The organism is Pseudomonas sp. PL-6, assembly GCF_054110165.1.
Genome location: NZ_CM134189.1, coordinates 4,808,863 through 4,822,611, shown reverse-complemented (window position 1 = coordinate 4,822,611; position 13,749 = coordinate 4,808,863). Strand labels below are relative to the sequence as shown.

Sequence of the window (13,749 nt, the reverse complement as noted above, 5' to 3'; positions counted from 1 at the left end):
CGAATCGGAGGAGGGCGCCAGTCTAAAGAGCGCCGCCGGCAGCGGCAAGCGAGCTGGCGCCCGCTCCGGCCACAGTGCGCGGCTATTCGCCGCCGGCCTGCGCGCCTATCGCCGAGGGCAGGCTGACCACCTTGCCCTGGCGCTGCACCGGCGCCGGGCGACGGAGGATGCGCAGCATGTCGGCGGCCTGGGCCAGTTGCTGTTCCAGCTCCTGCTGGTAGTGCGCCAGTTGCTGGCTGCGCTTGCGCGTCTGCTGGGTTTCCTGGGCCAGGGATTTGAGCCGCAGCATATGGGTTTCCAGCATCTGCTTGTGTTCCAGGGTGTGCTGCATCAGCGGCATCAGGGCGTCGCCGGCCCACTGTTCGGCGTCCCGGCGCAGGCGCTGGTGCAGGCCGATCACCTCCTGGGCGAGGGTGGCGAAGAAGCGTCGGGTCAGGCTGCGCTGCTCGGTGAGCAGGGTCTTGACGTGCAGGCGGAACTGGTCGCCCTTGGCCTGCAGTTTCTTCAGCTCGCGCAGGTAGCGCTGGGCCTGGAACTGCGGTGCGTCGACGCCGTGCAGCGGGTTGTCCTCGTTGTGCCGGCGGTAGATGGCGGCGACCATCTTGTTGGCCATCTCGGCTTCCTGCTCCAGGCCGTGCAGGTCGTGCTCCACGGCGCGGAAGAAGTGCAGGATGGCCTGGTTGATGCCCAGCGTGGTCCAGCTGCCGGTGAGGTTGCGGCGGACCTGGTCCAGGTGTTCTTCCAGGCGTTCGGCGCGCGCGGCGTGGCGCAGCAGCTCGCCCTGGCGCTGGACCAGGCGCTGGTTGGTCTTCAGCCCGAGCAGGCGCTTGTGGTGCAGGCTGTGGTCTTCCTTGGTCTTGGCGGTCAGCTCGAACAGCAGCTGGCCGTTGTCCTGCTGGTGGTTGCCGAGCAGGGCGAGCTGTTCGCCGACCTTCTCCAGGCGCAGGCCCAGCACGTGCTGGCTGTTGTTGAGCAGGGCCAGCACCTGGCGCACCACGCGGTCTTCGATCAGGCGCTCCTTCTGCGCGACGATGCGTTCGCAGAGCAGGGTCTCGAGGTTGGCCATCTGGCTGCGGGCCAGCAGTTCCTCGTCCTTGCGCACCTTGGCCAGCAGCGCCTGCTTGGCCGACAGCGGCAGCACCTCGTCCTTGCCGATGCCCAGCTGGCGCGCGGTGGCGGCCTGGATCTGGCCGATGGCGTTCTGCACGAAGGCTTCGCCGGCCAGGTCGTCCCACAGCACGTCGATCTTGTTCAGCACGGCGAACAGGCAGGTCTGGGTGTCTTCGTCGAGCTGGCGAATGTGTTGCTGCCAGATGCTCATGTCGCTGGCGGTGACGCCGGTGTCGGCGGCCAGCAGGAAGATGATCGCCTGGGCGCTGGGCAGCATCGACAGGGTCAGTTCCGGCTCGCTGCCGAGCGCGTTGAGGCCCGGGGTGTCGAGGATGCGCAGGCCCTGGCGCAGCAGCGGGTGGTCGAAGTTGACCATGGCGTGGCGCCAGGCCGGCACCAGCACTTGGCCGCGCTTGCCGGTGCCTTCGAGCATGTCCGGGTGAAAGCCGAGCTGGATCGCCTGCTCCACCGGCATCGGTTTGGTCTTGGCCACCTGGCTGAAGGCCAGGGCCATGTTGGCCGGGTCGCTGGTGTCCAGAGGGATGTTCACCCAGTGCCGCGGGATGCGCTTGAACTGGGCGACGCTGGCCGAGGCGGTGCGCGTCTCGATCGGCAGCAGGCGGATGTAGGAGCGCTCCGAGCGCGGGTCGAAGAACAGCTCGGTGGGGCACATGGTGGTGCGCCCGGCATGCGAGGGCAGCATGCGCTGGCCGTACTCGGAGAAGAACAGGCTGTTGATCAGTTCGGTCTTGCCGCGGGAGAACTCGCCGACGAAGGCCAGGGTGATGTGGTCGGTGCGCAGCAGCTTGAGTGCGCGTTCGAGCTTGGCCTGCACCGCCTCGGAGTTGAGCCGATTGTGCTCCAGCCAGCTGCGGTAGCGGGTGATCTCGCGCATCAGCTCGCGCTTCCAGGCGACGTAGGCATCGACCTGCTGGCTGAGACGTTCCATGCTCATCCTGGCTCTCCTCTGGGCAACGCGTGCGGCGGCTGGTGGTCGGGGCGCTGGCGACCGGCACCGCTTGGGCGACGGTTCGCGTCGGTTTGCCGCCAGAACGCACGGCGTTCGCCTGAATACCCCGCATTATGCGGTGGCCGCGGCGGCCGTCAATCGCCCGCCTGCCCAGTCCCGCCTTACGGCCGGTGGCGAGCGCCGAGCGGTCGTTGCGGGCGCCGGACGGTCATGCGCTGCCGGGCCGCGCCAGTCCCGGCAACGCCGGCAGGCAGCGCGGGGCCTGGATGCGCAGGCGCTTGTGGCGGTTCAGCTGGCCGCTCTCCAGGCTCACCTGGCTTTTCGCCACGCCGAAGGCCTTGGCCAGGAAGGTCTGCAACTGGGCGTTGGCCTGGCCCTCGACCGGCGGCGCGGTGAGGCGGATCTTCAGACGGTCGCCGTGCAGTCCGGCGAACCCATCGCTGCTCGCCTTGGGCTGCAGGTGGCAGTCGAGGATCAGGTCCTCGCCGTCCCAGCGGTACCAGCTCATCTCACAGGAAGGGGCTGAGCATCGGCGGCAGGCCGGTCATGGCGGCCAGGTTGCCGATGACGAAGCGGTCCACCAGGTTGATCGCGATAAAGGCGAAGATCGGCGAGATGTCCAGGCCGCCGAGGTTCGGCAGCAGCTTGCGAAACGGCGCCAGCACCGGCTCGCAGATCTGGTTGACCAGTTGCGCGCCGGGGTTGTAGCTGCCCGGGGCGACCCAGGAGAGGATCACACTGACGATCAGGGCGAAGAAGAACACCTTGAGGAACAGCGAGGTGACGCCGATCACCGACCACACCAGCAGTTGCAGGAGGAAGCCGCCGGCGTTGTAGCCCATCAGCGTCAGGGTCACCAGCATCAGCAGCAGCTGCACCAGGATGGCCAGCACCAGCGAGGCCAGGTCCAGTCCGGCGATGCCGGGGATCACCCGGCGCAGCGGGGTCAGCAGCGGCTGGGTGGCCTTGACGATGAACTGGCTGAGCGGGTTGTAGAAATCGGCGCGCACCAGTTGCAGGATGAAGCGCAGCAGCACGATCAGCAGGTACAGGCTGCCGAGGGTCTGGATGATGTAGATGAGGGCTTCGATGAATCCGGACATGCAAACTCCTTATTGACCCAGTTGCTCGGCCAGTTCGGCCGAACGGTTGGCGGCGGCATTCAGCGCCTGTTGCACCAGCGCTTCGAAGCCGCCGGCCTGGAACGTCTTGATCGCCGCCTCGGTGGTGCCGTTCGGCGAGGTCACGCGGCGGCGCAGCTCGGCGGCGTCGACATCGCTCTCGCTGGCCATGCGCGCGGCGCCCAGCGCGGTGTGGATGCTCAGGCGGGCGGCGGTCTCACGCGGCAGGCCGAGCCGCTCGCCGGCGGCGGTCATGGCCTCGATCAGCAGGAAGAAATAGGCCGGGCCGCTGCCGGACACCGCGGTCACCGCGTCGAGCTGCGCTTCGTCGTCCAGCCACAGGGCCAGGCCCACGGCGCTCAGCAGCTGTTCGGCCTGGGCCTTCTGTGCGGCGCTGACCCGGGCGTTGGCGTACAGCCCGGAGACGCCCTGGCGCAGCAGCGCCGGGGTATTGGGCATGCAGCGCACTACGGGGCGCTGGCCCAGCCAGCGCTCCAGGCTGGCGCAGCCGATGCCGGCGGCGATGGAGACGATCAGCTGGCCGGGTTGCAGGTGCGGCGCCAGGTCCAGGCACACCGCCTTCATCACTTGCGGCTTGACCGCCAGGACGATCAGCTCGGCGCCGGCGATGGCCTCGGCATTGCTTTCGAACAGGGCGATGCCGTGCTCGGCGTGCAGGCGCTGGCGCTGCTCGGCGTTCGGTTCGCTGGCGCGGATCGCGCTGGCCGGGGTGCCCTGGGCGCGCAGGCCGCCGATCAGGCTGGCGGCCATGTTGCCGGCGCCGACGAAGGTGATGATCGGGTTGCTCATGCGGTGGCTTCCTTTATATCAGTGGGCGGCGGACTGGCCGTAATCGCGGGCGCCGAACAGCGCGGTGCCGATGCGCACCCAGGTGGCACCCTCGGCGATGGCGGCCTCCAGGTCATGGCTCATGCCCATGGACAGGCAGTCGAGGTTCAGTGCCAGATCATCGCGCAACTGGCGCAGGCGGGCGAAGGCTTGGTGTTGGGCGGCGACGTCGTCGGTCGGCTCGGGGATTGTCATCAATCCGCGCAGGCGCAGGTTGGCCAGTTGTGTAACCGCCTGTGCCAGGGTCGGGAGCTCGTCCGGGCTGCAGCCGGACTTGCTGGGCTCGCCGCTGACGTTGACCTGCAGGCAGATATTCAGCGGCGGCAGCTGCGCCGGGCGCTGGTCGGACAGGCGTTGGGCGATCTTCAGGCGATCCACGGAGTGTACCCAGGCGAAATGCTCGGCGATGGGCCGGGTCTTGTTCGACTGAATGGGGCCGATGAAGTGCCAGATCAAGGGCAGGTCGGTCAGTTCGGCCTGTTTGTCCAGGGCTTCCTGCAGGTAGTTTTCGCCGAAGTCGCGCAGGCCGGCGGCATGGGCTTCGCGGATGGCTGCGGCGGGTTTGGTCTTGCTCACCGCGAGCAGGCCGATATCCAGCGGATTGCGCTGCGAGGCTTGCGCCGCCTCACGGATGCGCGCTCCGACCTTTGCAATATTCTCTGCTATCGTGGACATTACCTGCGCTCTATCAGCCCGGCCGTTTGAGGGTTCGCGGCATTCTACCTGCTTGCTTGTAATTGGGGAGTCCCATGGATATTACCGAGCTGCTTGCCTTCAGCGCCAAGCAAGGCGCGTCGGATTTGCACCTCTCGGCCGGTCTGCCGCCGATGATCCGCGTCGACGGCGACGTACGCCGGATCAACCTGCCGCCGCTGGACCACAAGCAGGTGCACGCGCTGATCTACGACATCATGAACGACAAGCAGCGCAAGGACTTCGAAGAGTTCCTCGAGACCGACTTCTCCTTCGAGGTGCCGGGCGTGGCGCGTTTCCGGGTCAACGCCTTCAACCAGAACCGCGGCGCCGGTGCGGTGTTCCGGACCATTCCGTCGAAGGTGCTGACCATGGAAGACCTCGGCATGGGCGAGGTATTCCGCAAGATCACCGACGTGCCGCGCGGCCTGGTGCTGGTCACCGGTCCCACCGGCTCGGGCAAGTCGACCACCCTGGCGGCGATGCTCGACTACCTCAACAGCAACAAGTACCACCACATCCTCACCATCGAAGACCCGATCGAATTCGTTCACGAGTCGAAGAAGTGCCTGGTCAACCAGCGCGAGGTGCACCGCGACACCCACGGCTTCTCCGAGGCCCTGCGTTCGGCGCTGCGGGAAGACCCGGACATCATCCTGGTCGGCGAGATGCGCGACCTGGAAACCATCCGCCTGGCGCTGACCGCCGCGGAAACCGGCCACCTGGTGTTCGGCACCCTGCACACCACCAGCGCGGCGAAGACCATCGACCGGGTGGTCGACGTGTTCCCCGCCGAAGAAAAATCCATGGTCCGCTCCATGCTCTCCGAATCGCTGCAGGCGGTGATCTCGCAGACCCTGCTGAAGAAGATCGGTGGCGGCCGGGTGGCGGCCCACGAGATCATGATCGGCACCCCGGCGATCCGTAACCTGATCCGCGAGGACAAGGTGGCGCAGATGTACTCGGCGATCCAGACTGGTGGCTCGCTGGGCATGCAGACCCTCGACGCCTGCCTCAAGACCCTGGTGGCCAAGGGCCTGGTCAGCCGCGACAGCGCGCGCGAGAAGGCCAAGAGTCCGGAAAGCCTCTAGGAACTGGTGTAGGAGCGAGCATCGCGAGCGAAGCTTTTGGCGTTACCCTGTTCGCGAGCAGAGCTCGCTCCTACGATTCGGCAGATGGCTGCCGAACGGCATTGCACACCAAGCTGCGAGAACGACCATGGAATTCGAAAAACTGCTGCGCCTGATGGTGGAAAAAGGCGGCTCCGACCTGTTCATCACCGCTGGCGTACCGCCGTCGATGAAGGTCAACGGCAAGATCATGCCGGTGACCAAGAACGCCATGTCGCCGGAGCAGACCCGCGAGACCGTGCTCGGCGTGATGAACGAGGCGCAGCGCCGCGATTTTGCCGAGAACCACGAGTGCAACTTCGCCATCAGCGCCCGCGGCATCGGCCGTTTCCGCGTCAGCGCCTTCTATCAGCGCAACCTGGTGGGCATGGTGCTGCGCCGCATCGAGACCAACATCCCCACCATCGACGACCTCAAGCTGCCGGAAATCCTCAAGAAGCTGGCGCTGACCAAGCGCGGCCTGGTGCTGTTCGTCGGCGCCACCGGTACCGGTAAGTCCACCTCGCTGGCGGCGATGATCGGCTACCGCAACAAGAACAGCAGCGGCCACATCATCTCCATCGAAGACCCGATCGAGTACATCCACCAGCACCAGAACTGCATCGTCACCCAGCGCGAGGTGGGCATCGACACCGAGTCCTTCGAGGTGGCGCTGAAGAACACCCTGCGCCAGGCGCCGGACGTGATCCTGATCGGCGAGGTGCGCACCCGCGAGACCATGGACCACGCCGTGGCTTTCGCCGAAACCGGTCACCTGTGTCTGGCCACCCTGCACGCCAACAACGCCAACCAGGCGCTGGACCGCATCATCAACTTCTTCCCGGCGGATCGGCAGAACCAGGTGTGGATGGACCTGTCGCTCAACCTCAAGGCCATCGTCGCTCAGCAACTGATTCCAACCCCGGATGGCAAAGGTCGCCGCGCGGTGATCGAGGTGCTGATCAACACCCCGCTGGCCGCCGACCTGATCCGCAAGGGCGAGGTGCACGAGCTCAAGGGCCTGATGAAGCGCTCCACCGAGCAGGGCATGCAGACCTTCGACCAGGCACTGTACAACCTCTACACCCAGGGCGAGATCACCTACGAAGACGCGCTGCTCTACGCCGACTCGGCCAACGACCTGCGCCTGATGATCAAGCTCGGCTCGGAAACCGACGGCGACCACCTGACCAGCATGTCCCAGGGCCTGGCGCTGGAAGTCAGCGAGGAAGATCCGGGGCGTCGCTTCCGCTGACGCTGCCAGACGGGGGACGCGATGCGTCCCCTTCGTTTATCCCGCCAATGCGTTTGCCCTTCCTGCCCGCCAGCACCAATGCCTGGCCATCGCGTTGCGCGCCGGCGCGCGCTTCGCTCATCAGTTGCGGGATCAATGGCCCTTCCGGCAGGTGCTTCCAGAATCTCAGCGGCAGGTGCTGCTGCAGCACCGTACGGTTGAGCCGGGCCGGGTTGAAGGTGCTGCCGTAATAGGCACGCCACAGGGCCTGGCCGTCATCCTCGGGCTGCTCTGCCCAGGCCCGCCACTGCGCCGGGCAGCGGCGCTCGTGCTGCAGGCGCTGGCCATCCCAGTAAACGCCGTCACGCGGCGTGGCGATCAGCCAGCTGTGTTTGCCCAGGCGCTCGGCGAAGTGGCCGCTGGCCGCGGCGAGGATGTCGTGCGCCGGTTCGAACCAGGCGACGAAGTCCGGCGCGCCTGTTGCCTTGCAGGGCTGGAAACGCACGAAGGCATGCAGGTGATGCGCCTCGCGGCGCACCGCTTTGAGCCGGCGATGTAGCTCGCTTCCGTCGGGGTCGCCGGCCAGCACGGCGCTGCGCTCGCCCTGCACGAAGCGCCAGAGCACTCGGTAGAGCAGACTCCAGCGCTCCTCGCCACGGTACTGCGCGGCGCTTTCCAGCAACTGCAGCAGCTCGGGCGACACACGCAGACGGCCGCTGGGCTGCGGCGCGCGTTCGGCGGGCTGGTCGAACAGGCCGGGCGCCGCCTCTTCGTCCAGCCATTGCAACTGATGCGGCGCCAAGCCCTGCAACAGGGCGCGCCGCGCGACCTGGCGCCAGGTGGCGAAGCTGCCGTCGAAGCGCAGGCTGTGCATCACCACAAAGCCATCTGCGCCGGGGTGTCGCGCAGTTGCTGGCGCAGCACCAGGGATTCGTGTTCGGCTCGCGGCGGGCGGTAATCCTGGGTGACGATAAAGGGCTTGGCTTTTTCCAGCACGCAGCGCAGGCGCGTGAGGTCTTCGTAGCGGATGCGCCGTTCGCGACGTAACGCGCCCAGGCGCCGCGCGCTGAGCACGCCGATGCCCGGTACGCGGGCGATCAATGATTCATCGGCGCGGTTCAGATCCACCGGAAACTGCTCGCGATTGGCCAGCGCCCAGGCCAGCTTGGGGTCGATGTCCAGCGCCAGGTTGCCGGGGCCGGCCAGCAGTTCGCTGGCGCTGAAGCCATAGCCGCGCATGAGGAAATCCGCCTGGTACAGGCGATGTTCGCGCAGCAGCGGTGGCGCCTCGAAGGGCACCGTCTTCGGGCTCTGCGGAATCGGGCTGAAGGCCGAGTAGTAGACGCGCCGCAGGCGGTAGTCGTGATACAGGCTCTGGGCGTTGTGCAGGATGGTGCTGTCGTCGGTGGCGTCGGCGCCGACGATCATCTGCGTGCTCTGCCCGGCCGGAGCGAAGCGCGGCGCGCGGCGCTCTTCCAGGGCCTCGCGCTCGCCCTGGTGGATGCTGTGCATGGCCTGGTGAATGCTGGCGACGTTCTTTTCCGGCGCCAGGCGAACCAGGCTGGTTTCGCTGGGCAGCTCGATATTGACGCTGAGGCGGTCGGCATACAGGCCGGCCTCGGCGATCAGCTCGGGCGCGGCATCGGGGATGGTCTTCAGATGAATGTAGCCACGGAACTGGTGCTCCTGGCGCAGCAGCTTGGCGACGCGGATCAGCTGCTCCATGGTGTAGTCGGCCGAGCGGATGATGCCGGAGCTGAGGAACAGGCCGCTGATGCAGTTGCGTTTGTAGAAGTCCAGGGTCAGGGTGACCACTTCCTCGGGGGTGAAGCGCGCACGCGGCACGTCGCTGGAGCGGCGGTTGATGCAGTACTGGCAGTCGTACAGGCAGAAGTTGGTCAGCAGGATCTTCAGCAGCGCCACGCAGCGCCCGTCCGGCGTGTAGCTGTGGCAGATGCCCATGCCGTTGGTCGAGCCGATGCCGTCCTGGCCCTTGGAGCTGCGCTTGGGCGCGCCGCTGCTGGCGCAGGAGGCGTCGTACTTGGCGGCGTCGGCGAGGATGGTGAGCTTCTCGATCAGTTGCATGGCGGGCGCTCGAATACTGTTTTTATATACAGTATATGGGCGTCGCAGCCCTATCAAGTCATTGGCACTGGGCGGGCGGGGGAAACCTTGCGTAGAGTGGGGCGTCTGACACTGTCCATCGCACAAGGAGATTGCCATGCAACGACAGGACACCCACAGCAAGCTGATCGGCTACCTGCTGTGGATTTTCGGCTTCCTCGGTTCGCACCGTTTCTACTACGGCAGGCCGGTGACCGGCACCATCTGGTTCTTCACCCTCGGCCTGCTGTTCATCGGCTGGATAATCGACCTGTTCCTGATCCCCTCGATGGACCGTGAAGCCGACCTGCGCTTTACCGCCGGCGATACCGACTACAACGTCGCCTGGATCCTGCTGACCTTCCTCGGCATCTTCGGTGTGCACCGCATGTACCAGGGCAAGTGGCTCACCGGGATCCTCTATCTGCTGACCGGCGGCCTGTTCCTGCTCGGCGTGCTCTACGATTTCTGGACGCTGAACACGCAGATCTCGATCAAGAACGCGCAGCGCGGTTGATCGCGTGGTGCGCACGGCGCACCCTACGAAAAAGGGCATCCCGCGGGATGCCCTTTTTCGTTGCGCTCGGCGGATCAATCGTCGCCGTCATCCTCGTCGGCGCCGTCGACCTTCATGCCCAGTTCCTTGATCTTGCGCGTCAGGGTGTTGCGGCCCCAGCCCAGCAGCAGGGCGGCGTCGCGGCGGCGGCCGGCGGTGTGCTTGAGGGCGGTCTCGATCATGATCCGCTCGAAGGCCGGCACGGCGCTGTCGAGCAGGTTGGATTGGCCGCGCGCCAGGGCCTGGTCGGCCCACAGGCGCAGGGCCTGTTCCCAGTTGGTCACCGGCGCGGCGTCCTGCGGCTGGCTGAGCAGCTCCGGCGGCAGGTCGTCGACGTGCACCTCGCGGCCCGAGGCCATCACCGTGATCCAGCGGCAGGTGTTCTCCAGCTGGCGCACGTTGCCCGGCCAGGGCAGGTGCTTGAGGTAGTCCTCGGTCTCGCTCTTGAGCAGTTTGGGCTCGACCGCCAGTTCCTGCGCGGCGCGGGCGAGGAAGTGATGGGCCAGGGTAGGGATGTCCTCGCGGCGGTCGGCCAGGCGCGGGATATGGATGCGGATGACGTTGAGGCGGTGGAACAGGTCTTCACGGAACTTGCCGGCCTGCACCAGGGTTTCCAGGTTCTGGTGGGTGGCGGCGATGATGCGCACGTCCACCTTGACCGGGGTATGCCCGCCGACCCGGTAGAATTCGCCGTCGGCCAGCACGCGCAGCAGGCGCGTCTGGGTGTCAGCCGGCATGTCGCCGATCTCGTCGAGGAACAGCGTGCCGCCGTCGGCCTGCTCGAAGCGGCCGCGGCGCTGGTTGGCGGCGCCGGTGAAGGCGCCCTTCTCGTGGCCGAACAGCTCCGATTCCATCAGGTCCTTGGGGATGGCCGCCATGTTCAGCGCGATGAAGGGCGACGCCGCGCGCGGGCTGTGGCGGTGCAGGGCGTGGGCCACCAGCTCCTTGCCGGTACCGGATTCGCCGTTGATCAGCACGGTGATATTGGAGTGGGACAGGCGGCCGATGGCGCGGAACACCTCCTGCATCGCCGGCGCCTCGCCGATGATTTCCGGGGTGCGCGCCTGGGCGGCCGGAGCGGCCAGGCTCTGCTGCTCCTGGGCGTGCTGGAAGGCGCGCTTGACCAGGGACACCGCCTCGTCGACGTCGAACGGCTTGGGCAGGTACTCGAAGGCGCCGCCCTGGTAGCTGGCTACCGCGCTGTCCAGGTCGGAATGTGCGGTCATGATGATCACCGGCAGGCGCGGGTACAGCTCGCGGATCCGTGCCAGCAGGTCGAGGCCGCTGGCGCCGGGCATGCGAATGTCGGAGATGATCACGTCCGGTTGCTGGCGGGTCAGGCGGCTGAGTACACCGTCGGCACTGTCGAAGCTCTGGGTGGTCATGCCTTCCTGCTGCAGCGCCTTTTCCAGCACCCAGCGGATGGAACGATCGTCGTCGACAATCCAGACGGTTTCACTGCGGCTCATGGCGAGGTTGCTCCTTGTTCCAGCGGCAGGAAGATCGAGAACACGGTGTGGCCGGGGTGGCTCTCGCATTCGATCAGGCCCTGGTGCTGACTGATGATGTTCTGGGTGATGGCCAGGCCCAGGCCGGTGCCGTCGGCCCGCCCGCTGACCATGGGGTAGAAGATGGTTTCCTGCAGCTCGGCGGGGATGCCCGGGCCGTTGTCGATGATCTCCACCTTGACCACCAGGCGGTGGCGGGTGTGGCCGATGGTGAACTGGCGCAGGGTGCGGGTGCGCAGGCTGATGCGGCCCAGGCCCATGTCATGCTTCTGCCCGGCGATGGCCTGCATGGCGTTGCGCACTATGTTGAGCACCGCCTGGATCAGCTGCTCGCGGTCGATCAGCAGGTCGGGGATGCTCGGGTCGTAGTCGCGCACCAAAGTGATGCCGCCCTGGCTCTCCGCCTCGATCAGGTTGGCGACGCGCTCCAGCACCTCGTGGATATTGGTCATCGCCAGCGACGGCAGCTTGTTCGAGCCGAGCATACGGTCCACGAGATTTCTCAGCCGGTCGGCTTCCTCGATGATGACGTTGGTGTAGTCCTTCAGGTGCTCTTCCGGCAGCTCGCGCGCCAGCAGCTGGGCCGCGCCGCGGATGCCGCCGAGCGGGTTCTTGATCTCGTGGGCCAGGCCGCGCACCAGCAGCTTGGTGGTCTCCTGCTTGGACAGCTGCGCCTCCTCCTTGGTGATGCGCAGCAGGCGGTCGCGCGGGTGCACTTCCAGCAGCAGCAGGGTCTGGCCGCGGTTGAACAGCGGGGTGACGGCGTAGTCGACGGTCAGGGTCTGGCCGGTGACCGAGGTCAGCACCGCCTCGCGTTTGTTGAACGGGTGCGCCTGTTCCACCGCCTGGCGCAGCGACGACAGCGCCTCGGGCGATTCGGTGAACAGCTCGCTGATGAACTGGCCATGGCTGCGCTGGCCGCTGACGGCCAGGAGCATTTCCGCCGCCGGGTTCATGTACTCGAGGCGCAGCTGGCTGTCGAGCAGCAGGGTGGCGGTGGTCAGGTTGTCGAGTAGCAGGCGGTGCAGAGCGTCGTTGATGGTCATAGGCAGTGCGTTCCGGCAATGGGCAGGAAAATGCAAGAAGCAAACCAAAGCCCCGAAAAGACGCATGTTCTCTACGCCCTGGCGGGTTTTCGCGGGGTTGCGGCGCAGCGGGGCGGGCAATTACGACCCAAAATGGGGAAAGCTTAGGAGGTGGTGCGCGCCATTGCACCACAAAGGTGCAATGGCGTTCAGAGGAAGGGCAGGATGCTGACTTCTTCCTTGGGCTTGTCCTTCAGCGGGCACTCGGGGCGCACGCCGTAGTCGTCCTTCTGGCAGGGGTTGACCTTGCGTTTCTGTGCCAGCGACATGCGGTGCATGTGGAAGGGCTGGGGCGGGGTGCGCTCCACGGTCAGGCCGGCGGCGTCGATGATCTCCACGGCCAGCAGGTGGGTGCCGCGGTCGACGTGCTGCAGTGGAAACACCGGGCTGCGGCTCGGTTCGCCCTGCACCTGGCCGTCGAGCAGCAGGCGGTAGCTGTGCCCGGGCAGCAGGCCGGGTTCGCTGGTGGCGGTGACGATCAGCTCGCCCGAGGCGTTGTGCACCGAGGCGTCCGGCTCGGGCACCAGGATGCGCAGCAGCTGGTAGTGGATGGCCATCTTGCTCACCGCGGCGGGGGCCGCGGGCGCCGCTGCGCTGCCCGGCTGGCTGAGCTGCACGCTGTTGGAGGGGGAGAGGATCACCGGCTGCGCGCTGTTGCTGCGCGGCTTGTCGGTGAACACCCGGTTACCCTCGGCGTCGACGTAGGTGTAGACCTGCGCCAGGGCGCCCTGGGCGATCAGTAGCAGGCAGAGAAGCAGTGGACGCATGGGTCAGTTCGCCGGTTTCGGAGTGGGTTTGGGCGGTGGGGGTGGCGGCCGCAGCGCCGGGCTGCTGGTGTTGACCCGCTGCACGGTGAAGGTGACGCTGGCGCTCTGCTGGATCGCCCGGTCGCCGCTGAGCACCTCGACTGCCAGGCTGTGTTCGCCGCGGTCGACGTTGACCAGTTGCAGGCGCGGCACGTTGCTCGCCTGGCCGTGCGGCTGGCCGTCCAGCAGCAGGCGCAGGCGGTGGCCGGCGGCCAGGCGCGGCTGGATGTCGACGCCGACGCTGAAGGTGCCGTTGTTGGCGCGCATGGCTTCATCGTCGGGGATGCCGGTCAGGCTCAGCACCGAGTAGGGCGCCTCGGCCTGCGCGGTCGGTTCGCTGCCGGCGGCCGGCGCGCTGGGCGCCTGCATTTCCACCGTGTTGGTCGGCGGTAGGGTGACGCTCTCGGCGGCGGTGCCGTCCGGCGGCTGGTTGGTGAACACCGTGTTGCCGTTGGCATCGGTGTACTTGTAGATCTGCGCGGCGGCCGGCAGGGCCAGGCCGAGCAGCAGGCAAGCGAGCAACGGGCGCATGGGCCATTTCCTCCCTGGGTGATGCGGCTAAGCCTTGCACCGGCAAGGCGCCCTGGCAAGTGCCGTGCTGTGGC

General features: G+C 66.9%; 14 protein-coding genes. 3 read left to right on the top strand and 11 right to left on the bottom strand.

Going from position 1 to position 13,749, the window contains the following annotated elements:
- Positions 1-82: 82 nt before the first annotated feature.
- From ACW9UL_RS21105 to ACW9UL_RS21085, 5 genes are all read right to left on the bottom strand, one after another.
- A complete protein-coding gene (locus ACW9UL_RS21105; RefSeq protein ID WP_457788183.1) occupies positions 83-2,065 on the bottom strand; it encodes a dynamin family protein in 1,983 nt (660 codons plus the stop codon).
- Positions 2,066-2,288: 223 nt separating this feature from the next.
- A complete protein-coding gene (locus ACW9UL_RS21100; protein WP_457788182.1) occupies positions 2,289-2,588 on the bottom strand; it encodes a DUF167 domain-containing protein in 300 nt (99 codons plus the stop codon).
- Between the two features lies 1 nt (position 2,589).
- A complete protein-coding gene (locus ACW9UL_RS21095) occupies positions 2,590-3,183 on the bottom strand; it encodes a YggT family protein (protein WP_021443772.1) in 594 nt (197 codons plus the stop codon).
- A 9-nt stretch (positions 3,184-3,192) separates the two neighbouring features.
- Entirely contained in the window at positions 3,193-4,011 is an 819-nt protein-coding gene (gene proC / locus ACW9UL_RS21090; protein WP_457788181.1) for a pyrroline-5-carboxylate reductase, read from the bottom strand.
- An 18-nt stretch (positions 4,012-4,029) separates the two neighbouring features.
- Positions 4,030-4,725: a YggS family pyridoxal phosphate-dependent enzyme gene (locus ACW9UL_RS21085; protein ID WP_457788180.1), complete on the bottom strand. Its 696-nt coding sequence runs from the start codon at positions 4,723-4,725 to the stop codon at positions 4,030-4,032.
- Positions 4,726-4,799: 74 nt separating this feature from the next.
- On the opposite strand from ACW9UL_RS21085, the gene pilT reads away from it, so the two are divergent.
- Positions 4,800-5,834: a type IV pilus twitching motility protein PilT gene (gene pilT, locus ACW9UL_RS21080; RefSeq protein ID WP_021443775.1), complete on the top strand. Its 1,035-nt coding sequence runs from the start codon at positions 4,800-4,802 to the stop codon at positions 5,832-5,834.
- Between the two features lie 127 nt (positions 5,835-5,961).
- Positions 5,962-7,107, top strand: coding sequence for a PilT/PilU family type 4a pilus ATPase (locus tag ACW9UL_RS21075; RefSeq protein ID WP_021443776.1), 1,146 nt, complete (start codon positions 5,962-5,964; stop codon positions 7,105-7,107).
- On the opposite strand, the gene ACW9UL_RS21070 is transcribed toward ACW9UL_RS21075, so the two are convergent.
- Positions 7,073-7,960, bottom strand: coding sequence for a TIGR03915 family putative DNA repair protein (locus ACW9UL_RS21070; protein WP_457788179.1), 888 nt, complete (start codon positions 7,958-7,960; stop codon positions 7,073-7,075). The two genes, ACW9UL_RS21075 and ACW9UL_RS21070, sit on opposite strands and share 35 nt — an antisense overlap.
- Positions 7,960-9,171: a putative DNA modification/repair radical SAM protein gene (locus ACW9UL_RS21065; protein WP_457788178.1), complete on the bottom strand. Its 1,212-nt coding sequence runs from the start codon at positions 9,169-9,171 to the stop codon at positions 7,960-7,962. The genes ACW9UL_RS21070 and ACW9UL_RS21065 overlap by 1 nt, the downstream gene beginning before the upstream one ends.
- A 136-nt stretch (positions 9,172-9,307) precedes the next feature.
- On the opposite strand from ACW9UL_RS21065, the gene ACW9UL_RS21060 reads away from it, so the two are divergent.
- Complete coding sequence (locus ACW9UL_RS21060; RefSeq protein ID WP_122109627.1) at positions 9,308-9,706, top strand: TM2 domain-containing protein; 399 nt, start codon at positions 9,308-9,310, stop codon at positions 9,704-9,706.
- Between the two features lie 74 nt (positions 9,707-9,780).
- On the opposite strand, the gene ntrC is transcribed toward ACW9UL_RS21060, so the two are convergent.
- The 4 genes from ntrC to ACW9UL_RS21040 all read right to left on the bottom strand — a co-directional run bounded on the left by ntrC (position 9,781) and on the right by ACW9UL_RS21040 (position 13,675).
- The gene (gene ntrC, locus ACW9UL_RS21055; protein ID WP_457788177.1) at positions 9,781-11,214 is read right to left on the bottom strand and encodes a nitrogen regulation protein NR(I); all 1,434 of its coding nucleotides are present in this window, start codon (positions 11,212-11,214) and stop codon (positions 9,781-9,783) included.
- Positions 11,211-12,299, bottom strand: coding sequence for a nitrogen regulation protein NR(II) (glnL, locus tag ACW9UL_RS21050; RefSeq protein WP_021443781.1), 1,089 nt, complete (start codon positions 12,297-12,299; stop codon positions 11,211-11,213). Before glnL ends, ntrC begins: the two co-directional genes overlap by 4 nt.
- Before the next feature lie 188 nt (positions 12,300-12,487).
- Complete coding sequence (locus ACW9UL_RS21045) at positions 12,488-13,105, bottom strand: DUF4124 domain-containing protein (protein WP_021443782.1); 618 nt, start codon at positions 13,103-13,105, stop codon at positions 12,488-12,490.
- Positions 13,106-13,108: 3 nt separating this feature from the next.
- A complete protein-coding gene (locus ACW9UL_RS21040) occupies positions 13,109-13,675 on the bottom strand; it encodes a DUF4124 domain-containing protein (protein WP_457788176.1) in 567 nt (188 codons plus the stop codon).
- Positions 13,676-13,749: the final 74 nt, after the last annotated feature.